This window comes from Micromonospora sp. NPDC048839 (assembly GCF_040649915.1).
GTDB lineage: Bacteria > Actinomycetota > Actinomycetes > Mycobacteriales > Micromonosporaceae > Micromonospora.
The window spans coordinates 374,982-398,733 of record NZ_JBEZGL010000003.1 but is presented as its reverse complement, the minus strand read 5'-3'; the positions used below and the strand labels follow the sequence as shown (position 1 = coordinate 398,733).

General features: G+C 71.6%; 23 protein-coding genes. 14 read left to right on the top strand and 9 right to left on the bottom strand.

What is annotated here, in order from left to right; translation table 11 throughout:
* Nucleotides 1-26 precede the first annotated feature (26 nt).
* Nucleotides 27-1,193, bottom strand: coding sequence for a cupin domain-containing protein (locus tag AB0C25_RS07925; protein WP_357370730.1), 1,167 nt, complete (start codon nucleotides 1,191-1,193; stop codon nucleotides 27-29).
* Nucleotides 1,194-1,287: 94 nt separating this feature from the next.
* Between AB0C25_RS07925 and AB0C25_RS07920 the strand changes: the two genes are divergently transcribed.
* The 6 genes from AB0C25_RS07920 (at nucleotide 1,288) to AB0C25_RS07895 (ending at nucleotide 6,191) form a co-directional block, all read left to right on the top strand.
* Nucleotides 1,288-2,157, top strand: a complete 870-nt coding sequence (locus AB0C25_RS07920; RefSeq protein WP_357370728.1) for a hypothetical protein — start codon at nucleotides 1,288-1,290, stop codon at nucleotides 2,155-2,157.
* On the top strand, nucleotides 2,154-3,350 hold the full coding sequence (fahA, locus tag AB0C25_RS07915; protein WP_357370726.1) for a fumarylacetoacetase: 1,197 nt from the start codon (nucleotides 2,154-2,156) through the stop codon (nucleotides 3,348-3,350). Before AB0C25_RS07920 ends, fahA begins: the two co-directional genes overlap by 4 nt.
* Before the next feature lie 174 nt (nucleotides 3,351-3,524).
* Nucleotides 3,525-3,734 (top strand): DUF397 domain-containing protein, encoded by a 210-nt coding sequence (locus AB0C25_RS07910; protein ID WP_357370724.1) that lies wholly within the window; start codon nucleotides 3,525-3,527, stop codon nucleotides 3,732-3,734.
* Between the two features lie 143 nt (nucleotides 3,735-3,877).
* The gene (locus AB0C25_RS07905) at nucleotides 3,878-4,357 is read left to right on the top strand and encodes an SRPBCC family protein (RefSeq protein WP_357370722.1); all 480 of its coding nucleotides are present in this window, start codon (nucleotides 3,878-3,880) and stop codon (nucleotides 4,355-4,357) included.
* 102 nt (nucleotides 4,358-4,459) lie between these two features.
* A complete protein-coding gene (locus AB0C25_RS07900; RefSeq protein ID WP_357370720.1) occupies nucleotides 4,460-5,716 on the top strand; it encodes a PQQ-binding-like beta-propeller repeat protein in 1,257 nt (418 codons plus the stop codon).
* Between the two features lie 100 nt (nucleotides 5,717-5,816).
* A complete protein-coding gene (locus AB0C25_RS07895) occupies nucleotides 5,817-6,191 on the top strand; it encodes an LPXTG cell wall anchor domain-containing protein (protein WP_357370718.1) in 375 nt (124 codons plus the stop codon).
* A 42-nt stretch (nucleotides 6,192-6,233) separates the two neighbouring features.
* Here the strand turns inward: AB0C25_RS07895 and AB0C25_RS07890 are convergent, their stop codons facing one another.
* The 6 genes from AB0C25_RS07890 to hppD form a co-directional block, all read right to left on the bottom strand.
* Nucleotides 6,234-7,154, bottom strand: coding sequence for a hypothetical protein (locus AB0C25_RS07890; RefSeq protein ID WP_357370716.1), 921 nt, complete (start codon nucleotides 7,152-7,154; stop codon nucleotides 6,234-6,236).
* Nucleotides 7,155-7,275: 121 nt separating this feature from the next.
* A complete protein-coding gene (locus tag AB0C25_RS07885) occupies nucleotides 7,276-7,830 on the bottom strand; it encodes a hypothetical protein (protein WP_357370714.1) in 555 nt (184 codons plus the stop codon).
* Nucleotides 7,831-7,950: 120 nt separating this feature from the next.
* Nucleotides 7,951-9,054 carry a histidinol-phosphate transaminase gene (gene hisC / locus AB0C25_RS07880; RefSeq protein WP_357370712.1) on the bottom strand — a complete coding sequence of 368 codons (1,104 nt, stop codon included), beginning with the start codon at nucleotides 9,052-9,054 and terminating at the stop codon, nucleotides 7,951-7,953.
* Nucleotides 9,051-10,079 carry an RDD family protein gene (locus AB0C25_RS07875; RefSeq protein ID WP_357370710.1) on the bottom strand — a complete coding sequence of 343 codons (1,029 nt, stop codon included), beginning with the start codon at nucleotides 10,077-10,079 and terminating at the stop codon, nucleotides 9,051-9,053. The genes hisC and AB0C25_RS07875 overlap by 4 nt, the downstream gene beginning before the upstream one ends.
* A 126-nt stretch (nucleotides 10,080-10,205) precedes the next feature.
* Nucleotides 10,206-10,913: an RDD family protein gene (locus AB0C25_RS07870; RefSeq protein WP_357370708.1), complete on the bottom strand. Its 708-nt coding sequence runs from the start codon at nucleotides 10,911-10,913 to the stop codon at nucleotides 10,206-10,208.
* Nucleotides 10,914-10,924: 11 nt separating this feature from the next.
* Entirely contained in the window at nucleotides 10,925-12,130 is a 1,206-nt protein-coding gene (gene hppD, locus AB0C25_RS07865; protein ID WP_357370705.1) for a 4-hydroxyphenylpyruvate dioxygenase, read from the bottom strand.
* 129 nt (nucleotides 12,131-12,259) lie between these two features.
* Here hppD and AB0C25_RS07860 point away from each other — a divergent pair, with 129 nt between their 5' ends.
* The 5 genes from AB0C25_RS07860 (at nucleotide 12,260) to AB0C25_RS07840 (ending at nucleotide 20,741) form a co-directional block, all read left to right on the top strand.
* Nucleotides 12,260-12,754: an Lrp/AsnC family transcriptional regulator gene (locus tag AB0C25_RS07860; RefSeq protein ID WP_357370703.1), complete on the top strand. Its 495-nt coding sequence runs from the start codon at nucleotides 12,260-12,262 to the stop codon at nucleotides 12,752-12,754.
* 105 nt (nucleotides 12,755-12,859) lie between these two features.
* Complete coding sequence (locus AB0C25_RS07855) at nucleotides 12,860-14,269, top strand: PQQ-binding-like beta-propeller repeat protein (protein ID WP_357371070.1); 1,410 nt, start codon at nucleotides 12,860-12,862, stop codon at nucleotides 14,267-14,269.
* A 114-nt stretch (nucleotides 14,270-14,383) separates the two neighbouring features.
* The gene (locus tag AB0C25_RS07850) at nucleotides 14,384-16,051 is read left to right on the top strand and encodes a fumarate hydratase (RefSeq protein WP_357370701.1); all 1,668 of its coding nucleotides are present in this window, start codon (nucleotides 14,384-14,386) and stop codon (nucleotides 16,049-16,051) included.
* 266 nt (nucleotides 16,052-16,317) lie between these two features.
* Nucleotides 16,318-19,296 carry a BTAD domain-containing putative transcriptional regulator gene (locus tag AB0C25_RS07845; protein WP_357370699.1) on the top strand — a complete coding sequence of 993 codons (2,979 nt, stop codon included), beginning with the start codon at nucleotides 16,318-16,320 and terminating at the stop codon, nucleotides 19,294-19,296.
* Nucleotides 19,297-19,331: 35 nt separating this feature from the next.
* Complete coding sequence (locus AB0C25_RS07840) at nucleotides 19,332-20,741, top strand: class II fumarate hydratase (RefSeq protein ID WP_357370697.1); 1,410 nt, start codon at nucleotides 19,332-19,334, stop codon at nucleotides 20,739-20,741.
* 17 nt (nucleotides 20,742-20,758) lie between these two features.
* Here AB0C25_RS07840 and AB0C25_RS07835 read toward each other — a convergent pair whose 3' ends face one another.
* A complete protein-coding gene (locus AB0C25_RS07835) occupies nucleotides 20,759-21,058 on the bottom strand; it encodes a hypothetical protein (RefSeq protein WP_357370695.1) in 300 nt (99 codons plus the stop codon).
* Nucleotides 21,059-21,422: 364 nt separating this feature from the next.
* Between AB0C25_RS07835 and AB0C25_RS07830 the strand changes: the two genes are divergently transcribed.
* From AB0C25_RS07830 to AB0C25_RS07820, 3 genes are all read left to right on the top strand, one after another.
* Nucleotides 21,423-22,235, top strand: coding sequence for a helix-turn-helix transcriptional regulator (locus AB0C25_RS07830; protein ID WP_357370693.1), 813 nt, complete (start codon nucleotides 21,423-21,425; stop codon nucleotides 22,233-22,235).
* A complete protein-coding gene (locus AB0C25_RS07825; RefSeq protein ID WP_357370691.1) occupies nucleotides 22,223-22,408 on the top strand; it encodes a DUF397 domain-containing protein in 186 nt (61 codons plus the stop codon). Before AB0C25_RS07830 ends, AB0C25_RS07825 begins: the two co-directional genes overlap by 13 nt.
* Nucleotides 22,409-22,579: 171 nt before the next feature.
* Nucleotides 22,580-23,164 carry a GNAT family N-acetyltransferase gene (locus AB0C25_RS07820; protein ID WP_357370689.1) on the top strand — a complete coding sequence of 195 codons (585 nt, stop codon included), beginning with the start codon at nucleotides 22,580-22,582 and terminating at the stop codon, nucleotides 23,162-23,164.
* Here the strand turns inward: AB0C25_RS07820 and AB0C25_RS07815 are convergent.
* Nucleotides 23,131-23,676 (bottom strand): CGNR zinc finger domain-containing protein, encoded by a 546-nt coding sequence (locus AB0C25_RS07815; protein ID WP_357370687.1) that lies wholly within the window; start codon nucleotides 23,674-23,676, stop codon nucleotides 23,131-23,133. The genes AB0C25_RS07820 and AB0C25_RS07815 overlap by 34 nt on opposite strands.
* Nucleotides 23,677-23,752 lie beyond the last annotated feature (76 nt).

Below are 23,752 nucleotides of genomic sequence, written 5' to 3'. Positions count from 1 at the left end.
CCGGCCAGGGGGCTTTGACACACGCCCTATCCGCGACGCGCCCAGGTCCAGGCGTACCCCTCGTCCTCGCAGCCGCTGGCGGCGTCGCAGAGATCGAGGGGGCGGAAGGTGTCGACCATGACGGCCAGCTCGTCGAAGTAGTCGGCGCCGATGGAACGCTCGGCGGCACCGGGCTGGGGGCCGTGGGTGAAGCCGGACGGGTGCAGCGAGATCGAGCCCTGCTCGATGCCGGAGCCGCGGCGGGCCTCGTAGTTGCCGCCGGTGTAGAAGAGCATCTCGTCGGAGTCGACGTTGTGGTGGTTGTACGGCACCGGAATCGAGTCCGGGTGGTAGTCGACCTTGCGCGGCACGAACGAGCAGATGACGAAGTTGGGACCCTGGAAGGTCTGGTGCACCGGCGGGGGCTGGTGGATGCGGCCGGTGATCGGCTCGAAGTCGTGGATGGAGAACGCCCACGGGTAGAGGTGCCCGTCCCAGCCGACCACGTCGAACGGGTGCTTCGCGTAGACGTAGCGGGTCCAACCACGACGGTGGCGGACCAGCACCTCGACCTCCTCGCCGTCGACGAGCAGCGGGGCGTCGGGACCGCGGACGTCGCGCTCGCAGTACGGCGAGTGCTCCAGGAACTGGCCGCGGACGGAGAGGTAGCGCTTGGGTGGGCCGATGTGCCCGGACGCCTCGACGGCGAGCAGCCGGACGGGCTGGTCGCCGGTGGGCACCAGCCGGTGGATGGTCGAGGTGGGAATGACGACGTAGTCGCCCGCGACCGCGTCCAGCACCCCGAACGGGGACTCGACCCGCAGGGTGCCCGACTCGACGTAGAGGCAGTGGTCGCCGGTGGCGTCGCGGAACAGCGGCGAGGGCCGGTCGGCGAGTACGTACCCGATCCGGACGTCGTCGTTGGCGAGCAGGTACTGCCGGCCGAGGATGGGGTCGGACCCACCGGTGTCCAGTTTGTGGGTGCGCAGGTGGCGGGGCTTGAGCGGCAGGTTCGGTGCCCGGGTGAACGCGGGCGGGGTGAACTCGTCGGCGGCCAGGATCGCGGTGGGCGCGTGCCGGTGGTAGAGCAGGGACGAGTCGGAGGAGAAGCCCTCCTGGCCCATCAACTCCTCGGCGTAGAGGCTGCCGTCGGGTTGCCGGAACTGGGTGTGGCGCTTGCGCGGCACCTCGCCGACGCTGCGGTAATACGGCATTTCGCCTCCCGGGATGTCCCGTCCACCGGCCAGGTGCGTCCGATAATCGGACGTTGTTGTCCGTTCCTCGTAGCGTCCCGTACATTCTTGTTCCGTGTCAACGCAGGTGCCCGCACTCCTGGCCGGCCTGGTGGACGACGCCGCCGTCTTCCCGCCGGGCAGCGCCACGCTGCACGACGCCCTGGTCGCCCACCGCCAACACCGCGCCGCCTGGTACGCCGACCTGGTCGGCCCCCTGTTGATCCCCGCCTCGACCGTCTCGGCGGGCGAGCTGAGTGCTCTGGTCGACCCGGGTGAGGGCCTGGTGGTGGGCGTGATCGGTGACACCGGGGTCGGCAACCTGCCGTTCGCGCTCTCGTTCCTCGCCCCGGACGGCGTGACCGCACGGCAGGTCGAGGTGGCGGTCGCCAAGCGGGGCGAGGACCCGCTGCCCGGCATCGGCGAACTGCTGCGACTGACCGACACCATGCCGGGCGTCGAGGCCGTGTACGCCGAGCTTCCGTTGACCTTCGGCCTGATGGGCGCGCTTGACGCGATCGCCGCAGCCCGCGCCGACGGCGTGCCGATCGCCGCCAAGTTCCGCACCGGCGGACTGGCCGCCGAACTCTTCCCCACCCCGGCCGAGCTGGCCGCCGTGATCTGCGCCTGCCGGGACCGGGACCTGCCGTTCAAGCTCACCGCAGGGCTGCACCAGGCGGTCCGGCACCTCGACCCGGAGACCGGCTTCACCCACCACGGGTACGCCAACGTGCTGGCCGCGACGCTTGCCGCCGCCGCCGGCGAGAGTGTGGGCCGGGTCGCCGAGCTGCTGACCGCGCTCGACCCGCGCCCCCTGTTGGAGCGCGCGACCGCGCGGCTGCACGAACCCCGCCCGCTCTGGGTCGGCTTCGGCTCGTGCAGCATCCTGGAACCACTTACCGATCTGATCCGGCTGGGGCTGGTGAACGGGGGCTACGACGCATGACCTGGGTGACCGGCGTTGACGGTTCGCCGTACGGGGTGACGAACCTGCCGTACGGGGTCTTCCGGCGGGACGGGGGTCGGCCGCGGATCGGCGTACGGATCGGGTCCTGGGTGTTCGACCTGGCCGCGGCGGAGGCCGCGGAACTGGTGCTGGCGGCCGGTGCGTTGTGCCGACCCACCCTCAACGACTTTCTGGCGCTGGGGCGTCCGCAGTGGATCGCGGTGCGGCAGCGGATCACCGAGTTGTTGACCGACCCGGCGCACCGGGCCGACGTGGAGCCGATGCTGGCGCCCCTCGACGACGTGGAGCTGTTGCTCCCGATCGAGGTGGCCGACTACGTCGACTTCTACTCCTCCGAGCACCACGCGTCGAACGTCGGGCAGATCTTCCGCCCCGGTCAGCCGCCGCTGCTGCCGAACTGGAAGCACCTGCCGATCGGCTACCACGGGCGGGCCGGCACGGTCGTCGTCTCCGGCACGCCGGTGACCCGGCCGACCGGCCAGCGGGCGTCCGCCGAGGGACCGGTCACCGGCCCATCGGTACGCCTCGACATCGAGGCCGAGGTCGGCTTCGTGGTGGGCGTACCCAGCCGGTTGGGTGATCGGGTGTCGGTCGACGACTTCGCCGACCACGTCTTCGGGGTGGTGCTCGTCAACGACTGGTCGGCCCGGGACATCCAGGCCTGGGAGTACCAGCCCCTCGGCCCGTTCCTCGGCAAGTCGTTCGCCACCTCGGTCTCGGCCTGGGTGACGCCGCTGGACGCGCTCGGCGATGCCTTCGTGCCCGCCCCCGACCAGGACCCGCCGGTGGTCGACTACCTGCGCGACGTGCCGCACCTGGGTCTCGACCTCCGGCTGGCGGTCGAGTGGAACGGCGAGCTGGTCAGCGAGCCGCCGTTCGCCACCATGTACTGGACGCCGGCACAGCAGTTGGCCCACCTCACCGTCAACGGCGCGGCACTGCGCACCGGCGACCTGTACGCCTCCGGCACCGTCTCCGGCCCCGACCGTACGCAGGTCGGCTCGTTCCTGGAGTTGACCTGGGGTGGGGCGGAGCCGGTGACGGTGGGCGACGAGAGCCGCACCTTCCTCGCCGACGGCGACACGGTGACCATCACCGCCACCGCGCCCGGCCCGGACGGCACGACCATCGCCCTCGGCGAGGTCAGCGGCACCATTCGTCCGGCCAACTGAGCGGTCGCATTCCCTCCGTCTCGTGCACGGGACCGGTGATCGCACAGCCGGTGCGATAACCCGGCCGGGTTGGCCCGTTGATCGTCCGGATCCCGTTGCCTCGCCGCGCGATCCGAGCCGGGCTCAACCCGGCTGCCAGCGGTGGGGCGTCCATCGCACACGGAGGTAACGACGATGCACGATCTTGCGGGCGCGATCTGGCGTACCAGCAGCCGTTCCAACGACCAGGGGCTCTGCGTGGAAGTGGCGGACAACCTGGTCGACGTCCACGGTCTGGTCGCGGTCCGCGACTCCAAGGACCAGGCCGGCCCCACCCTCGCGGTCAGCCCGCCTGGGTGGACAGCCTTCATCGGCGCGATCCGGGCCGGTCGCTTCGAACACTGACCGGAGCATCGGCGCCTGTCGACGACGCCCGGTGCCGAGCAATGGTCCAATCGGACAGCGTGGCCTCCGGGAGGTGGAAAATCCGTCCCGGGGGCCCCGGCCGGCCCTTACTCCGCGTACCGTCGGGGACACGGGAGGCGGGCATGTCGACGGTGGCGGTTACCAGGTTCATCGAGGCGCACGCTGTCGATGTCTGGGGTCTGCTGACCGACCTGCCCGGCCGTGCGGCCCGGCTGACCGCCGCCGGCCCGATCGAGGTGCTCACCCCGGGTCCGTTCGGTCCGGGCACCGCCTGGCGTGAGGAGCGTGCCCAGCCCGGCGGCGGCACACTCACCGAGGAGTTCCTGGTGGTGGAGGCAGTCGCCCCGCACCGGTTGGTGCTCTGTTCCTCAGGTGCTGGCGTGGACTACCGGATCACCTGGAGTCTGCGACAGGTCCGGCGTCGCCGTCGGGGTTGCACGGCGGTCACCGTCACCCACGAGGCCGTGCCGACCGCTCCGTACGGCCGGGTGGTGGCGCTGCTGCTCGGCGGCCTCGCCGCGCGGGCGGTCGAGGTGGCGCTCGGCCGCGACCTCGCCGACCTGGCCGTGGCGGCCGGTGCCGGCGCCGTCGAAGCCGCCTGAGCGCTGGCCGATCACCTCCGTCTCCGCTTCCGCGCGTGGTCGCCGTGACCTGCGCGGGGTCCGGCCGGTTCCGCTGGGTAGGGTGCCGGGCGGAGGTGCGGCATGGGGATCCCGAGGGGCCGACGACGGCTCGCGATGGCGGTCGCGGCGCTGCTCGCGACCGTGGCCGTCGCCGTCATCGTCCACCGGGTGCTCGCGCCGGCCGAGGTGAGCACGGTGGCCCAGGCGGACTATCCGCAGGCGGCCCGACCGGCCGCCGGTGTGGTGGGTCGACTGCCGGTCGCACCGTTGATCGTGGACGGGAGGCTGCGGGTGTACGCCGCGCACCGCCAGGTCTACGCCGACCGGCCGGTCGACGGTCGGCACCGGACCACCCCGTACTGGTCGTACCGGCGCTGGCCGGCGGAGTTGACCGGGGTGGTGGCCAGCGGCCGGACGGTGGTCAGCCGCTGGTCCGACGGGCAACTGGTCGCGCTGGACGCGCCGACCGGGCGGGTGCTCTGGAGGGCCGACGGCCCGGAGCCCGCGGAGAGCGATGCGGTGGTACGCCGTACCGGTGCGGCCATCGTCTGGGACCCGCGCGGGCTTCACCTCGCCGACCTCGCGGACGGCCGCACGGTGGTGGTGGTCAGCGGGGACGCCGAGGCGCGCGGGGTCGAGGTGAGCGGCGGTCGGCAACTCTGGCGGGTCGTGCTGCCCGGCCGGTGCCGCAGCGACGTCGGCACCACGGTCGGCGGACAGCTGATCGGTCTGGACCGGTGCGCCGGACCCGCGACTGTCGAGTTCCGGGACGCGGCGACCGGTGCGGTGCGCGAACGGTGGCGACCGCCGGGTGGGTCCGACGAGTTGGTGGTGACTCCGCTCGGTTGTCGTACCGGTCGGTCGGACTGCCCGGCTCTGCGCACGGCGGGACCGGGCGACGCGGCCGGCCGGGGTTGGCTGGTCGGTGTCGGCGAGCCGATCGCTGCCCCCGCGCTCGATCCGGCCGGGGCAACCGTGGTGGGTGAGCAGGCCGTGGTGGTGCTCGACGGAGTGGTGGTGGGTCGGTCGGCGCGTACGGGCGCGGAGTTGTGGCGGTCCGCCGACCTCGGTGCGGCACGGGTCCTGGCCGCGCAGCCTGGTCGGGTGCACCTGCTGACCGACGCCAACGAGCTGGTGACGCTGGACCCGGCGACCGGTGGGCGGCTGTCCCGCTTCTCGCTCAACGTCGGACGGGACGGGACGGGCTGGGTGCCCGGGGCGGTGGGGGCGGTGGGCGGCTATGTCGCGGTGGAACGACTCCGCAGGCCGGTCGATCCTGCCGCTGACGACCGGCGCTACTACCTGACGGCGGAAGCGGTGATCCTGGCCGCCACCTGATCGTGGTGTCTCCGGCACCCGCAGAGCTGAACCCTTCATACCCTTTGTTGGTCAAAGGTATGTTTTTCACGGTTCAGGTTTCCTCGGGAAGGGTCGGCGCATGGGCAGGACAGCAGCCAACTACCTCGTGGGTGGCGCACTCGCCGCCGCGGCGAGTCTCGCGCTGGCGCTTCCGCCGGTGCTCAACGCCGATCCCGCGTCGGCGCGCGGGTTCGGTGCCGCCCGGGTCGCGCCCTCGGCGGACACCGGCGTCACCTTCGAGATCCTGCCGGCGTCACCGACGCCCACGCCGACACAACCCCCGCCGCCCACGCCCACCCCCACGCAACCCACGCCGGCACCACCCCAGCCGACGCCCAGCCACGGCGGCCGACTGCCGGTCACCGGTTCCGGCGGGTCGACGTTGCTGCTCACCGGGCTGGGCGTGACCCTGCTGATCGTCGGTGGGTTCGCCGCCCGCCGCAGGCGGGCCTGACGTCCGCCTGCCGTCGGTGCGTCACCCGGCCGCCGTGTGGTGTCAGCGTCCGGCCGGGACCCGCTCCCGTGGCCTGCCGGTGGGGGGTCGACGGGACTGGCGAGAGCGGCGGACCAGCACCGCGAGGCCGGCGAGGAGCAGTAGGCCGGCGACGGCCGCCGTCACGGTCCAGCCGGATGTCATCCGGGAGATGACGTTGCCCCGCTTGCCCACCTGACCCGCGTCGGGAAACTCGATCTGCGCGCTGATGCTGCGCTTCACCAGCCCGCTCTCCAGTTTCACCTCGATCTTCCAGGGCCCGTTCGGCAAGGCGGCCGGCAGCCGGGCGATGACCTGCCCGGAGCCACCCGGCGGTAGCGTGATGCCCTGCCCGACCTGGAAGGGGCCGGCTCGGCTGCCGGCTGGTCCGTCGCTGAGGGTGACCGAGCCGGTCAGGTCGATGGCGCGGCCGCCGGTGTTGGTGACCTGGGCGGTCACCGAGGGCTCACCCGCGGGGCTGCGGGCCGGGCGAAGCTCGCCGATCGAGAAGTCCGAGACTGGCTCGCCACCGGGTCCGACGTCGAGGTACATGCGAACGCCGACCCGGTGGATCTGGATGACCTCCCCGCCGGCCCGGGGCGCGGAGGTTGCGGACGCCCAGATCACGCCGTACCGCTCGCCCCGCGAGGCGGCTGCCGGCACCGCGACGGTCGCCAGGACCCGGGCCTCACCCCACGCCTCCACCTCGACGGTCGACGTGTCGAGGGTGATCCAGGAGGTCAGCTCGTTGGACGCGCGGCCCTCACCGAACGTGAACTCCGAACCCCGCACGCTCGCCGCCGCCGCGTACACGTCGATGCGGCGGGCCTCGTCGGTGCGATTGCTGATCAGCAGTTGCCGTTTGACGGTGGTGCCCGGCGGCAGGTGATCGACGATGTAGCGCAACGCCCGGGGGTCGTCGCGGCGGTTGCTCGGGGCCTCCAACAGCCGGATTCCGAGGCGGTCGTCGGCGTCTGGCTCGGCCGCGCCGGCCCGGGTCGACAGACCCGGACCGGCGAGGACGAGCAGCGCCAGCGCGACCGCGACGGTCGACCGGCCGTGGCGGCTAGGCCACCGAATGCGTCACCGTCCCGGTGTAGACGCCCGCGATGCTGTCGAGGGGCACGTTGACGACCAGGGTGGGGTTCCAGGTCGCCGTGTTGCCACCCGTGCCGCCCCCGTGGGTGAACGCGGTGAGCGGGGTGACGCTGCTCAGTGGTGCGGCGGCGCCGGCGTTGGCCTGACCGGGCGTGAAGGTGCCGGTGCCGGTGGTCGCGGTGGCCGGGCCGGACCAGTAGTTGATCTCCTCTGGAAGGACCGTCTCGGGAGGACTGCCGCCGCCGGTCTGGAAGACGCTCGCGGTCACCGAGGCGACCCAGGAGGCGTCCGTCGCTCCCCGGGAGTCGGTGACCGTGACCGGGCCGAGTTGGCCGGTGATGGTGCCCCCGGGCGCGCCGGTGCCCAGGTCGGCGGTGGCCGGCGCGTCGATGTCGAGGGTGCCGGCGAGCACCTCGAAGGTGACGGTGGTGGTGTCTGTCGGCGCGGCGGTGGCCGGTGCGGCGAGGAAGCCCACCATCGCGGCGGCGGCCACCCCGGCGAGACAGATCTTGGCAGTACGCACTGTTTGTTACCCCGTTTTCTCGAAGTGAGCCGGTGTGATTCCTCGACACAACCAGCTACTTCGGAAGATAGGGCAGTAAGCGGACTTAAGCGGACAAACAGAGCTTATGACCCGATTGAGTCAGGTCAGTGCCGACTCCGCGGCGGCCAGGAACGCGTCGTTCTCGGCCGGGGTGCCGATGGTGACCCGGACCCCGTCCCCGGCGAACGGTCGCACGATCACCCCGCGTGCCTCGCACGCCTTGCCGAACGCCACGGCCCGCTCGCCCAGCGGCAGCCAGACGAAGTTGGCCTGGCTCGTCGGCACCTCGGGCACGAACTTGCGCAGCGCCTCGGTGACCCGGTCCCGCTCGGCGACGACCAGGGCGCAGCGACGCTCCATCTCCGTCACCTGACCCAGCGCGGCGAGCGCTCCGGCCTGGGCCGCCGTGCTGCTGGAGAACGGGGTCGCCACCTTGCGGATGGCCGCGGCCACCACCGGCTGGGCAACCAGCCAACCCATCCGCAGGCCGGCCAGACCCCACGCCTTGGACAAAGTGCGCAACACCGCCACGTTCGGTCGGTCCAGGTAGTCGAGACCGTCCGGCACCTCCGCGTCGGTGACGAACTCCCGGTACGCCTCGTCGATCACCACCAGCACGTCGTCCGGCACCGCGTCGAGGAACCGGTCCAACTCGGCCCGGCGCACGGCCGTACCGGTGGGGTTGTTCGGGTTGCAGACGAAGATCACCCGGGTCCGTTCGGTCACCGCCGCGGCCATCGCCGCCAGGTCGTGCCCGTGCCCGGCGTCGTTGGGCACCCGCACGCTCGTCGCGCCGCTGGTCGCCACGATGATCGGGTACGCCTCGAAGGACCGCCACGAGTACAGCACCTCGTCGCCGGGCAGGCAGGTGGCCCGCACCAGGTGCTCGGCGAGCGCCACGGACCCGCAGCCGGTGGCGATCCGGTCGGCGTGCACCCCGTACCGCTCGGCCAGCGCGTCCCGCAGCGCGACCACGCCCATGTCCGGGTAGCGGTGCGAGGTGGTGATCGCCTCGGTGACCGCCTCCACCACGCCCGGCAGCGGCCCGTACGGCACCTCGTTGCTGGCCAGCTTGATGGCCTCCGGCAGGCCCAACTCCCGGGCCAGGTCGGCGGGACTGCGGCCCGGCACGTAGTTGGGTAGCGCGTCCAGGTCGGCGCGGGTCAGCCGCAGCGCCGGCTGGTGACGTCCGGAGTCGGTCATGGGGTGTCTCCCGGGGGCTGGTTACGGTCGTTCGAGGGGGTGGAAGCGACGCCGTGCGGAACTTCGACGACGACTGTCTGCGCGCGCTTGTCGTGCAGCGCCTGGCGCAGCGGGTGGTCGAAGAGCGGCGAGAGGGCGTCGACGAGTTGCAGCACCAGACCGATTCCGGCGCAGTACCAGAACAGCGTCGGCAGACCCAGCAGACTCCACCGGCTCAGCGACCGAACCATGCCCAGCGGCTGGTCAGCGGCGATCGGCACCGCTCGGATCCGCATCAGCCGCTTGCCGACGGTCTGCCCGTTGGCGGCCATGGCCGGCACCTCGTACGCCAGCCAGAGCGCCGCGGCGATCAGCAGGATCACCAGCAGGAGCGAGTTGGCCTGCTCGCCGGGCAACGGCAGGCCCTCCGCGGAGGTCTCGCCCCGCTCCGCCCGCCGGAAGATCTCCCGCCAGTACGGGGCCCACTCCTGCGCCCAACGCCAGACGAACCAGCCGTTGGCCACGATGTTCAGCGCGAAGACGATGCCGAAGTCGATCAGCCGAGCAACGAACCGGCGGCCGTAACCGGCCAGCACGAAGCCGTGCGGACGTGGCTCGGGCGGTCGCATCGACCAACCGGGGTGCCCAGGCGGCGGCGCCCAGCCAGGTTGGCCACCGGGAGGCACCCAGCCCGGCGGACCGCCCTGCGGACCCCAACCAGGAGGGCCGGCAGCCGGTCCCGAGCCTGGGTCGGCGCCCGACTGCGGGCCGTACCCCGGTGGGGGGCCGTACCCCGGTGGCGGGCCGTACCCCGGTGGGGGACCCGGTTGCGGCGGCCCGCCGGAGACGACGGTCGCCGGGTCCGGGGTGCCCGACGCCGCGGGCGCGACCGGGGTGACCGGCGCGGGCGGCGGCTCGACCGGCGGAGGGCCGTCCGGCGGAACGGCGTCGACGGGAATGGGCGCGCCGAGCCACCCCTCGCCGTCCCAGTAACGCCTGGTGTCGGTGTCGGCCGGGTCCACGTACCAGCCGGGTTGAACGCTCACGCCGCCGCTCCGCTTCGCTGCGCGCCGGCGCGAGGCGCCACGCTCCTGAGCCTGCTGGTTCGCTCACTGCGCTCGCTCACGCCGCCGCTCCGCTTCGCTGCCTGCTGTTTCGGTCGTTGCGCTCGCTCACGAGGACACCTTAACGACGACCGTGTCGGCGAACTTGTCGTGGAGGCACTGCTGCCACGGCTTGTCCCAGAGCTGCCACAACCCGTCGACGTAGGCACCCCCCGGGACCAACGAACCCCCCAGGTACTGCACGAGCCAGCGCCGGCCGGCCATCCGTCGGTCCAGCGTGCGGCTCGGGTCGATCGGCACCACGCGCAGATTCAGCACCTTCTTGCCGAGCGTCTGACCACCGCGCTTGAGGTACTCCACGTGGTAGAGCCAGTAGAGCCCGAGCGTCACGACGAGGAGCCCGAGCTGCAGCAGCAGGATCGGCAGGAGGAACTCGACGAAGAAGGTCGCCGTGTCGGGTTCCACAAGTGAGCCGTCCGGGTGGGTCCGGGTCATCTCGGTGAACATCCGCCACCAGAGGATGAAGAAGACCGGCAGGAACAGCACCAGCGACACGGCGCTGACCAGCGCCGTGTCGATCAACCAGGCCAGCAGCCGGTCGGCGAAACTCGCGAGCGGCTGACCGCCCGGGCTCAGCGGCGGAGGCAGCGGGCCGGGTGGTCCGGCGTGCCACGGTGGCGGGGCGTAGCCGGGTGGGGCGTACTGCGGCGGCGCCGCGTACCCGTGGGGGTGTGGTCCGGGCGGCGGCGCTACGCCGCCGGCGGCGGGCTGAGGCCCACCGACCGGCGGCGTCGGGTACGACGGAGGCTGCGTCACGCCCGCAAGTGTTACAGGTTGCCGCGGGCTTCCTGCTCCCGCTCGATCGCCTGGAACAGCGCCTTGAAGTTGCCCTTGCCGAAACCGAGCGAGCCGTGCCGCTCGATCAGCTCGAAGAAGACCGTGGGACGGTCCTGCACCGGCTTGGTGAAGATCTGGAGCAGGTAGCCGTCCTCGTCCCGGTCGACCAGGATCTTGCGGGCCTTCAGCTCCTCGATCGGCACCCGCACCTTGCCGATGCGGGCGCGCAGCTCGGGATCCTCGTAGTACGAGTCCGGCGTGTCCAGGAACTCCACGCCGGCGGCCCGCATCGCGTCGACGCTGGCCAGGATGTCGTTGGTGGCGACGGCGATGTGCTGCGCCCCGGGGCCCTGGTAGAACTCCAGGTACTCGTCGATCTGGGACTTCTTGCGGGCGATCGCCGGCTCGTTGAGCGGGAACTTCACCTTGCGGGTGCCGTTCGCGACGACCTTGCTCATCAGCGCCGAGTAGTCGGTGGCGATGTCGTCGCCGACGAACTCCGCCATGTTGGAGAAGCCCATGACCCGCTTGTAGAACTCGACCCACTCGTCCATCCGGCCCAGCTCCACGTTGCCGACCACGTGGTCGACGGCCTGGAAGAAGCGCTTCGGCTGGATGCCGGCGGCGATCATCGGCTGCCGGTCCACGATCGGGCCGCGAGCGGCGAAGCCGGGCAGGAACGGGCCGGTGTAGCGGGACCTGTCGACGAGCGTGTGCCGGGTGTCGCCGTACGCGGCGATGGCGGCCATCCGGACCGTGCCGTGCTCGTCGGTCACCTCGTGCGGCTCCACGACGCTGGCGGCGCCCTGCGCGATGGCGTGCGCGTACGCGGCGTCCACGTCCGGGACCTCCAGCGCGATGTCGCTGATCCCGTCGCTGTGCTTCGCCACGTGCTCGGCGCCGTCGGCGTCCGGGCGCACCGCGCCGGTCAGCACGAACCGGGCCGAGCCGCTGGTCAGCACGTACTGGGCGTGGTCCCGGTAACCCTGCTCGGGGCCGCGGTACGCCACGCAGGTCATGCCGAACGCGGTGGAGTAGTAGTGCGCGGCCTGCTTGGCGTTGCCGACCAGGAAGTGCACGTGGTCGAGGCCCCGGACCGGGAACGGGTCGTGGCTGATGTCGTGGTCGACAGCGCCGACGAGCCGGTCGATGTCGACGTCCTCGGTCGACTGGGGTCGGTCGATCGCCTGGGTCATGATGGCCTCCCTCGCGTACCGGCCGGCCTCGTGGGCCGGTTGTGACCGAAGGATCGCGGTGCGGGCATCGGCTGGGCAACTGTCCGGGTAAATGCTGGTCAGGTTGCGCATTCGGTATGGTCTGGGTCCATGAATGGTGAGCAGAATGTACAGCTCGACGTCCTCGACGTTCGCTTGATCGAACTGCTCGCCCAGGAGCCCCGGATCGGGGTGCTGGAGTGCTCCCGCCGGCTCGGGGTTGCCCGGGGCACCGTGCAGGCCCGGCTGGACAAGCTCGTCGAGCGGCGGGTCATCGTGGGCTTCGGCCCGGAGATCGCACCGGCCGCGATCGGGTTCGGGGTGACCAGCTTCGTCACCCTGGAGATCAGCCAGCGGCACGGCCACGACCCGGTCACCGCCCACCTCGCCGCCATCCCCGAGGTGCTGGAGGCGCACACCATCACCGGCTCCAGCGACCTGCTCTGCCGGATCGTGGCCCGCTCCAACACCGACCTGCAACGGGTCATCGACCAGATCGTCTCGTCCGCCGGCATCACCCGGGCCTCGACGATCATCGCGTTGGCCGAGCAGATCCCCTATCGCACGCTGCCGCTGGTGCGCAGCGCCGTGCGGGCGTCCTCGTAACACCTTCGCGCGCAGAAAGCGCGGCGACACGGCGGCGCGGGCGTACGGAAGATCCGTGATCGTGGCTACGGTGTGCGGGTGGCGAAGGGGAGCGTGCGCGGCGGGCTGCTGCTCGGCCTCGCCGTGGTCGTCGCGCTCGCCGCGACCGGCGTGTGGAATCCCTTCCCCGGCCTGTGGGACTGGGTGGACCGCAGCGAACCCATCTCCGAGCCGGACGTGGTCTGGCAGCAACGGATCGGCGGCACACCGCGCAGCGTGACCATCGCCGGCGACGCCGTCGTGGTCGAGCAGCGCACCCGGGTGGAGGCCCGCAGCCTCGCCACCGGCGCGCAGCTCTGGGAACGCAAGGCGGACTGGTCGGCGGTCGCGGGCGGCGACCGGGACGCGGTCGTCGCCGTGGGCAAGCTCCTGGTCAAGGGGTACGAGCTGCTCGACCCGGTGACCGGGGCGACCCGGCGACGTGACGGCGACGCGGTGGCCGTCTGGACGTACCGCAACCTGCTCCTCGACGCCCGCTGCACGGAAGCCACCGACTGCACCCTGAGCGCCTGGGACCCACGCGGCACCGCGCCACTCTGGACAGCCTTCCTGCCCGGGGTGCACAGCGGCCTGCTCGCCGACAACCCGGGTCTGCGCGGCACCCGCCGGCTCACCGCCACCCGGGTCGACGACGGGGTGGCCGGGGCGGAACGAGCGCCACCACTGCTCGGCTTCCCGGTGGACGGTCGGGTGCACGTCGTCGACACCGCCACCGGTCGCGTGTTGCAGAACGTCGAACCTGGGCGGGACGAGCGGCTGTCCGTGGTGGGCGGCCGGATGCTGCGGATCGCCGCCCGATCCCAGGACGGCACCTGTTACTTCGCCATCTCCGCCCGGGACCCGGCGACCGGGCAGGAGGCCTGGCAGCGGGCCGGGGTCAACCTGCGGACCGCCGACAGTGCCGGCTGCGTGCAGCGCGAAGACCCGCAGGGTGCGCGGAACGTGCTGATCGGTGTCGGCCCGGACAGCCGCGAGGCCGTCGTCGACGGGTACGACGGTCGGCTGCTCTGGGTCGGCGAAGCGGGCACCAAGCTGATCGCCGTCGACGACCGCTACGCGGTGTTCCGCGCCGCCGACAAACGTTCCGTGGTCGCCCGTCAGCTCGGCACCGACCGGGTGCTGTGGACGCGGCCCGCCAGCGGCAAGGCCGGTGCCGCGCTGACCCCGTACGCGGCGGTGGTCGCGGACGAGAAGCCGTCCCGGTTGGCCGCGGTCGACCCGCGCAACGGCCGGGAGTTGGCAGTGCTGCGCACCTCGGCGAACGCCCTCGCGGTCGGGTCGCAGGGCATGATCATTGGTGAGGGACGTGAGATCGGCTACGTCCGCTTCGGCGCTGGCGGGGGCACACCGGCCCGCCCGCCCGGCGACGGCGGGACCCCCGGTCCGGGCGGCACCGGCCCCGGCGCGCCGAACAACGGCGACTGCGGACCGAAGGGGGAACTCTGCCCCGAACCGGACGGCGGCAAGGACGGCTGAGGGCCTGGTCGTCCGATCGCTGAGCGGGCGGCGGGACCGCGGGATGAGAGCGGCGTCCCAGGACCCGCCCGGCGGGTGGGAGTGATCGACCGGTCTGCCCTAGGCTTGCCGCTCATGAGCAGTGCCGCCGCATTCTCGTACGCCCCCCTGCTGCCGACCGGCCCCGACCAGACGGACTATCGCCTGGTCACCGACGAGGGCGTCGACGTCGTACACGGCCCGGGAGGCCGCCGGTTCCTCACCGTGGAGCCGTCCGCGCTCACCGCGCTGACCGCCGAGGCGATGCACGACATCGCGCACTACCTCCGCCCTGCGCACCTGGCCCAGCTCCGGGCGATCATCGACGACCCGGCCGCCTCGCCGAACGATCGGTTCGTCGCGCTGGACCTGCTGCGCAACGCCAACATCGCCGCCGGCGGGGTGCTGCCGATGTGCCAGGACACCGGCACCGCGATCGTGATGGGCAAGCGCGGCCGGCACGTGCTCACCGACGGCGCCGACGCCGAGGCCATCTCCCGGGGCGTCTACCAGGCCTACACGAAGCTCAACCTGCGGTACTCCCAACTCGCCCCGCTGACCATGTGGGACGAACGCAACACCGGCAGCAACCTGCCGGCCCAGGTCGAGTTGTACGCCGAGGACCCGGACGGGCACCCCGACGCGTACAAGTTCCTGTTCATGGCCAAGGGTGGCGGCTCGGCCAACAAGTCGTACCTGTACCAGGAGACCAAGGCGCTGCTCAACCCGACGCGGATGATGCAGTTCCTGGAGGAGAAGCTGCGGCTGATCGGCACCGCCGCCTGCCCGCCGTACCACCTGGCCATCGTCATCGGCGGCACCTCCGCCGAGTACGCCCTGAAGACCGCGAAGTACGCCAGCGCGAAGTATCTCGACGCGCTGCCGACCTCCGGCTCGATGAGCGCGCACGGCTTCCGTGACCTGGAGCTGGAGGCGGAGGTGTTGGAGCTGACCCGCAACTTCGGCATCGGCGCGCAGTTCGGCGGCCGGTACTTCTGCCACGACGTACGGGTGGTCCGGCTGCCCCGGCACGGCGCGTCCTGCCCGGTGGCGATCGCCGTCTCCTGTTCGGCGGACCGGCAGGCGGTTGCGAAGATCACCCCGTCGGGCGTGTGGCTGGAACGACTCGAAACCGACCCGGCGCGGTTCCTGCCCGATGTCACCGACGACGCGCTCGACGCCGAACTGGTCGTCCGGGTCGACCTGAACCGGCCGATGGACGAGATCCGCGCCGAGCTGTCCAAGTACCCGGTGAAGACCCGGCTGTCGCTGTCCGGCCCGCTCGTGGTGGCCCGGGACATCGCGCACGCCAAGATCGCCGAGCGGCTGGACGCCGGTGAGCCGATGCCGCAGTACCTTCGCGACCACGCCGTCTACTACGCCGGGCCGGCGAAGACCCCCGAGGGCTACGCTTCCGGCTCCTTCGGTCCGACCACTGCCGGCCGGATGGACGCCTACGTGGAGAAGTTCCAGGCCGCGGGCGGTTCCCAGGTGATGCTCGCCAAGGGCAACCGGTCCGGCCAGGTGACCCGTTCCTGCCAGCAGCACGGCGGCTTCTACCTCGGCTCGATCGGCGGCCCCGCGGCCCGCCTCGCCCAGGACTGCATCAAGCACGTCGAGGTCCTCGAATACGCGGAGCTGGGCATGGAGGCGGTCTGGAAGATCGAGGTGGAGGACTTCCCCGCCTTCATCGTTGTCGACGACAAGGGCAACGACTTCTTCGCCGAGGTCACCAAGCCGGTGCTCACCGTCGGCCGCCGCTGACCCCACCGGCACGGCAAGGGGCGTCGAGCGAATCCGCTCGACGCCCCTTCTGTCGCCCGTGCTGTAACCGACATCGGTGCGCCCGCCCCACCGTGGGGCAGCGGGGCGTGCGCACCGCCCCCGTCGGATGCCGTCACCGACAACTCGGGAGTGAGTGTCCGATGGACCGCTGCCGATCCGCTCTCACATCGCTATCGCCTGACTGAGCCGATCTGTCACCGCCGGACTACGCTGCTGAAAGTCGGGCCACTGAGGCGGGGGAGCAGATGCGGTTCGGGATCCTGGGGCCTCTGCGGGTCGGCGGTGGCGAGAGCACTGTCACCGCTGGTCGAGACCGGATCGTGCTCGCCATGCTGCTGTTGCGGGCCGGCCGGCTCGTGCCTGTCGAAGAGCTGGTCGACGCGGTGTGGGAGGAACGCCCCCCGGCCACCGCCCGGGCCCAGTTGCAGACCTGTGTGTCGCGGTTGCGACGCCGGTTCGCCGAGCTTGGGCTGGCACCGGAGGCCATCGTCACCGATCCGGCGGGGTACGGCGTCCGCACCGGGCCGGACGACCTGGACGTCGAGGTCTTCGCCCGGGGTGTGGAGACGGCCCGGGCCAGCGCGGAGGCCGGTCGCCTGGACGACGCGCGGACGGAATACCGCGGTGCCCTGGCGCTCTGGCGAGGACCGGCGCTCGGCGGTATCCCGAGCCGGAGCATCCGCCGCCGCGCGCAGGCCCTCGACGAGCAGCGCCTGACCGCGGTGGAGGAGTGCGTCGACGTCGAGTTGCGTCTCGGCCGAGGCGCCGAGTTGATCGACGAACTCGCCGAGAGCATCGACCAGCATCCGCTGCGAGAGCGACTGCGCGGCCAACTGATGCTCGCCCTCTCCTCGGTCGGTCGACAGGCCGACGCGCTCGCGGTCTACCGGGAGGGTCGGCGGTTCTACGCCGACGAACTGGGCATCGAGCCGGGCGCCGAGCTCCAGAAGCTGCATCAACGCGTACTCGCCGGCGATCTTGTCCTGGCCGGTCGGGCGTCGTCGCCGATCCAGCCGGTCCGCTCGCTGCCCCGGGCGATCGGCGACTTCACCGGTCGGCAGCAGACGCTGGCCCGCCTCCGGAAGGACGTGGAGGCCGGCGCGCGAATCCAACTCATCGACGGAATGGCCGGCAGCGGCAAGACCACCCTCGCGGTGCACGTCGCCACCGCGCTGGCCGACGACTACCCGGACGCCCAGCTCTACATCGACCTGCACGGGCACAGTGAGCGCACCCCACTGACACCGGCCGCGGCGGTGGCCACGCTGCTGCGGCAGCTCGGCCTGCCCGCCGAGCGGGTGCCGACGAACCAGGACGACCGGTTGGCGCTCTGGCGCACCGAGTTGGCCGGCCGACGGGCACTGCTGGTGCTGGACAACGCGGCCACCGCCGACCAGGTGACACCCCTGCTGCCCAACGGCTCGCGCTGCCTGGTCCTGATCACCAGCCGTCGCCGGTTGGTCGGGGTGGACGAGGGGCGACCGTCGTCGTTGCCCGTGCTCGACACGGACGAGGCGATCGAGCTGCTCGGCCACGTGGTCGGCGTCGACCGGGTGGCGGCCGAGCCGGAGGCGGCCACCGAGGTCGTCCGCCGTTGCGGCCACCTGCCACTCGCCATCCGGCTGGCCGGTGCCCGACTGGCGCACCGGCCCCGTTGGCGCATCGCCGACCTGGCCGAGCGGCTGACGAGCCGACCCGATCCGTTGGCCGAGTTCGAGGCGGGCGAGCGGTCCGTCGGTCGGGCCTTCGCCCTGTCGTACGCCCAGGTGTCACCGGTGGCGCAGCGTGCGTTCCGGCTGCTCGGCCTGCACCCGGGGGTACGGTTCGACAACTCGGTCGCCGCCGTCCTCGCCGAGCTGCCCCTGCCCGACGCCCAGGATCTGCTCGACGAGTTGGTCGACGCGAACCTGGTCGAGGAGGCCGAGCCGGGTCGGTACCGGTTGCACGACCTGGTCCGGGAGTACGCGCGGACCCTGGTGTCCGAGCCGGGCCGGGAAGTCGAGCGGCGGCACGGGATCGAACGGCTGCTCGACCACCACCTGCACGTCGCCACGGCGATCGCCCGCAAGAAGGAGCTCTCCTCGCTCCACTCGCTGATCGTGGTGGCGGAACCGCTCCGCCCCGACCTGGTCGCGCTCGTCGCCGCGCAGGGCCAGGCCTGGCTCGACGAGAACCTGGCCGTGTGGACCGCCCTGGTCCGGCTGGCGGAGACCGAGGCATTCCTTGGCTACTGCTGGCAGTTGACGAGGGCGTGCTGGTACGCCCAGTTCGAGGGCGGTCGGCTGGACGAGCTGATCGAGACACACACCATCGGCCTGCGCGCCGCCGAGGCGCTGGGCGACGACCGGGCAGTGGCGACGATGCTCAACTATCTGGCCTCGGCCCACTACCGACTGGGCAATTTTCCCGAGTCGATCCGGGTCATGGAGAGGTCGCTCGAAATCTTCCGCCGGCTGGGTCTGCGCAGCGGGTTCCGCAACTCGCTCGGCAACCTGGGCAGCTCGTACGCCGCCAACTTCGAGTTCCGCCGCGCCCGGGAGTGCTTCGACGAGGCCCGCGCGGTGGCGACGCGGATGCGCGACAAGGAGGCGCTGACGAACGAACTCAACAACCTGTCGATGACCCTGCTGCTGTGGGGACGGCACGACGAGGCGCTGCGCATGGCTCGACGGCACCTGAGCATCGCTCGCGAGGTCGGCGACCCGCGCCGGCTCGGCAACGCCCTCGGGCATCTCGGGATGATCCGGCATCGGATGGGTGACGTGGGACCGGCCAGCCGGTTGCTGCGGGTGGCCCTGCGTTTCAAGCGGCAGATGGGCAACCGGTTCGGTGAGGGTGAGGTGTTGAACGAGATCGGGATGATCGAACGGGAGGCCGGGCGCCCGGAGAAAGCCGCCGACCTGCACCGCGCGGCACTCGTCGCGATGACCGAGGTGGGGGACCGCGTCGCCCAGTGCGGCTCGCGCAACCTGCTGGCCCGGGCCATCCTGGACCAGGGGGACGTGACGAGCGCACTCGACCTGCATCGCCGGGTGCTCGCCGATGCCACCGGGCTGGGAGCCCGTAACGAGCAGGGCCGGGCGCTGGCAGGCATCGCCCGGTGCCTGCTGCCGACCGACCCGGCGGCGGCGCGCGCACACCTGACCCGGGCGCTGTTCCTGTTTCGGCAGATCGAGTCGCCGGACCAGCACGAGGTGGCCAGCCTGCTCGCCGAGTTGGGCTGACGGATCATCTGCGAGTCGGCGACGGGCGCGGCAGGATGGTAAGTGTGACGACTCCAGAGGCGACCGGTTACCGGATCGAACGCGACTCGATGGGCGAGGTGGAGGTGCCCGCCGAGGCGCTGTGGCGGGCACAGACCCAGCGTGCGGTACAGAATTTCCCAATCTCCGGCCGCGGCATCGAGCCGGCCCAGATCAAGGCCCTCGCCCAGATCAAGGGCGCGGCGGCCGAGGTCAACGGCGAGTTGGGCGTGATCGAGGCCAACGTGGCCGCCGCCATCGCCGCGGCCGCCGCGCACGTGGCCGATGGCGGTTACGACGACCAGTTCCCGGTGGACGTGTTCCAGACCGGATCGGGCACCTCGTCGAACATGAACGCCAACGAGGTGATCGCCACGCTCGCGGGCCGGGAACTGGGCTCACCGGTACACCCGAACGATCACGTCAACGCCTCCCAGTCGAGCAACGACGTCTTCCCGTCCTCGATCCACCTGGCCGCCACGCAGTTCATCGTGGAGGATCTGCTGCCGTCGCTGGGCCACCTGGCCTCGGCTCTGGAGGCCAAGGCGGCGGAGTTCGAGACCGTGGTCAAGGCCGGGCGCACCCACCTGATGGACGCCACCCCGGTCACCCTGGGCCAGGAGTTCGGTGGGTACGCCGCCCAGGTTCGCTACGGCATGGACCGGCTGGAGGGCGCGTTGCCCCGACTGGCCGAGCTGCCACTGGGTGGCACCGCAGTCGGCACCGGGATCAACACCCCGCTCGGCTTCGCCGCCGCCGTGATCGGCAAGCTACGTGAGTCGACGGGGCTGCCCCTGTCCGAGGCGCGCAACCACTTCGAGGCGCAGGGTGCCCGGGACGCCCTGGTGGAGACGTCGGGGCAACTGCGGACCGTGGCGGTCGGTCTTTACAAGATCGCCAACGACATCCGGTGGATGGGTTCCGGTCCGCGTGCCGGCCTCCGCGAACTGCGTATCCCCGATCTCCAGCCCGGCTCGTCGATCATGCCCGGCAAGGTCAACCCGGTGGTCGCCGAGGCGATGCGGCAGGTGTGCGCACAGGTGATCGGCAACGACGCGACGGTCGGCTTCGCCGGCTCCCAGGGCGACTTCGAGCTGAACGTGATGCTCCCCGTGATGGGCCGCAACCTGCTGGAGTCGATCCGGCTGCTCTCCGCGGTGAGCCGACTGTTCGCCGACCGGCTGGTGGTCGGCCTGGTCGCGGACGCCGAGGTCTGCCTGGCGTACGCCGAAGGCTCACCGTCGATCGTCACCCCGCTCAACCGCTACCTGGGGTACGACGAGGCCGCCTCGATCGCCAAGGAGGCGCTGGCCAAGCAGACCTCGATCCGCGAGGTGGTGATCTCCCGGGGGCACGTCGACTCCGGCAAGCTCACCGAGACCCAACTCGACGAGACGCTTGACCTGCTCCGGATGACCCACCCCTGACCTCCGGCCGGTCCGGCTCAGCGGGCGTCGCGTGGCCTGGCCCAGCCGAGGAAGCGGGTGAAGAGCGCCGCCGGGTCCGGGCCGTCGTACGGGTTGAGTCGGTACAGGTCCGCAGCCGCCTCGTGCAGGACCGCGCACAGGTAGACGCTCAACCCGACCCGGTCGTGGGCGTACTCCTGGCGGAGGGTGAGCCGTGCGACCGGGCACGGCCAGGGTGCGGCGCAGACCCGGCACAGCCAGAGCGGGCGCAGGGCCAGGTGCGGTCGACGTGGAGTCGCGGCAGTCGTGGCGCGGTCGTCCGGGGCGGTCCGGGACATGCTGAGGCCCTCCTTGTCGGGCTGTGCCGGGGCGGGCCAAGATCGCGCTCGCTCCTGGATGTGGTTGCTCCCGCACCTCAGGACCCCACTGCTTCCACGATCGAGCACGATCTTGCGGGTCGGTCGGGGTGGACGGCGTGATTGGGGTCTGGGAGGTGGGACCGCCCGGCACGGGGGAGCGGGCGGTCCCGTGCGGCGCCGACTGGCCCGGGGGACGGGGAGCGGCGTCGCACTTCACAGTCTGGTGATCAGACGACTACGGTCGGAAGGGTTTGGCCGCGTCGTCAGAGCCGCCCTGCGTCGGGTGGCGTCGCCGCTGGCGGCCGACTGGAGTTGATCGTCAGCGGGGTGGAGGGCGGCAGGCATGGCCGATGGGCAGATGACGGCGGCGGCGTTCCTGGTCGCGGAGCTGCGTCGGGCGCGGGCTCGGCGGGGCTGGAGTCAGGACGAGTTGGCCAAGGCGGTCAACTACTCCGCGTCGATGGTCAGCGCCATCGAGCTGGGCCAGCAAGCGCCCACCACCAAGTACCTGGAACTCGTCGACCGCGCCCTGGACACCGGCGGCCTGTTCGGCCGAATGGCCACCAAGCTGGTCAGCCTGGACCGGGCACAGCCCTGGCTACGCGGTTGGCAGACGATCTTCGAGCAGGCGCGGGCGGTTCGGTTGTACGAGCACCTCTACGTGCCGGGTCTCTTCCAGACGGAGGACTACGCGCGTGCGGTCTTCGAGGCGGGTGGCCTGCTCGCTCCCGACGAGGTTGAACGGCGACTGATCGCCCGGATGGAGCGTCAGGAGGTGCTGCACAGCGAGCGTGCGCCGCAGATCGTGGCGGTGCTGGACGAGGCGGTGCTGCGGCGACGGGTGGGCGGGCGAAAGGTGATGCGCGACCAGACGCTGCACCTGGTCGGCATCGCCACCGGGCACCCGCGGATGCGGCTGCACGTGGTGCCGCGATCCGCCGATGAATATCCGGGGCTCGGCGGACCGTTTGCGCTTGCTGCCCTGCCCGATGGCACCGAACTGGCCTATCTGGAGTGCCAGGTCCGCGGCCAGGAGCTGGACCAGCCGCGGGATCTGTTGCGGTTGCAGCGGGTCTGGGAGGCTACCTTGGGCGAGGCCCTGCCCCCGCAGGCGTCCATCGAGTTGATGAACGAGGTGGCCGAGTGGTGGAGCTGACCGGCGCTCGCTGGCGCAAGAGTAGTCGCAGCAACCAGGACAACTTTTGCGTCGAGGTGGCGACGAATATGGGGGACGTGGTCGGGGTGCGCGACAGTAAGGACTCGGACGGGCCCGTGCTCGTTGTCGACGCGTACTCCTGGCGGCTCTTCGTGGTCGCGCCCCCGCGCTGACGCGACCACCTTGCCCGCGACGGTGGTCGCGGGGTTCTGGCCGCAACTTCACCGATGTTGCTGTCTCGTGGTGGCCTGAGGCAGCAAGTTCCCCGATGTTGCGCGGATCTTGGGCTGGGCGGTGGGGGTAAACGGCTCGACGGTGGTGAGGGGCGGCGGGATGATCCCGTCATGAGTGACCTGCCTCGGACCGAGCGGTTGTGGTTTCGGCGGCTGACCATGGCTGACGTCGACCTGTTGGTCGAGTTGGACAGCGATCCTGAGGTGATGCGGTTCCTCAGCGGTGGTGTCGCCACGCCACTGGCCACGGTCCGCGACGAGCAGTTGCCCCGGCTCCTCGGCCAGTACGAGCGGCATCCCGGCCTGGGTCGCTGGGCGGCGCTCGACCGGGAGAGCGGCGACTTCCTGGGCTGGTTCGCGCTCGACCCTTCGGCGGACGGCACCGAGGCCGAGTTGGGCTACCGGCTGCGCCGCTCGACGTGGGGTCGGGGGCTGGCTACCGAGGGGTCGCGGGCGCTGGTCCGGTACGCCTTCGACACCGTCGGGGTGCGGCGGGTCCGGGCCGAGACGATGGCCGTCAACGAACGCTCGCGGCGGGTGCTGACCAAGGCGGGTCTGCGCCATGTGCGGACCTTCCACCTCCAGTGGGACGACCCGATTCCGGGGACCGAGCAGGGCGAGGTGGAGTACGAGTTGCGGGCCGAGGAGTGGGCGGCCACCGCTCAGGAGCGACCGGTGGCCCGACGGGCGCGGTAGGCGGTCACCGCGGCGCGGTTGCCGCAGCCGGCCTCGCAGAACCGCCGGGACCGGTTGCGGGACAGGTCGACGACGACGTTGTCGCAGTCCGGGTACTCGCAGATCCGCAGTCGGCTCAGCTCGCCCATCCGGACCAGGTCGGCGATCGCCATCGCCGCCTCCACCGCGATCCGGGTGGCCAGCGGGGCGTCGCGGGGCACGGCGTGCAGATGGTACGGCTCGTCGTCGTGCTCGATGAGCTGCGGCAGCGCGCGGTGCTCCAACAGCAGGCCGTTGACGATGGCGACGATCTCGGGCGGCTCGGCGTCCCAGATGCGGCGCAGCCCGGGCCGCAACCGCTGGACGGCGCGTAGCTCGGCGTCGGTGTGCTCGTGCCGCCCACTGTAGGAGTGGCGGACGAAGAACGCGTCCAGCGCGGCAACGTCGGGCAGCAGTTCGCCGGACCGACCTGCCGTGTTCACAAGCGCGGCGGCAGCGATCAGGGAACACTCGGTGTCATGAGCAAAGAGCATCTTGACTCCTGTCAGAGCTTCCGCCTAGCGTCATCAGCACAAGGATAGTTTGCTCATGACACGGTGCCGACCCGAG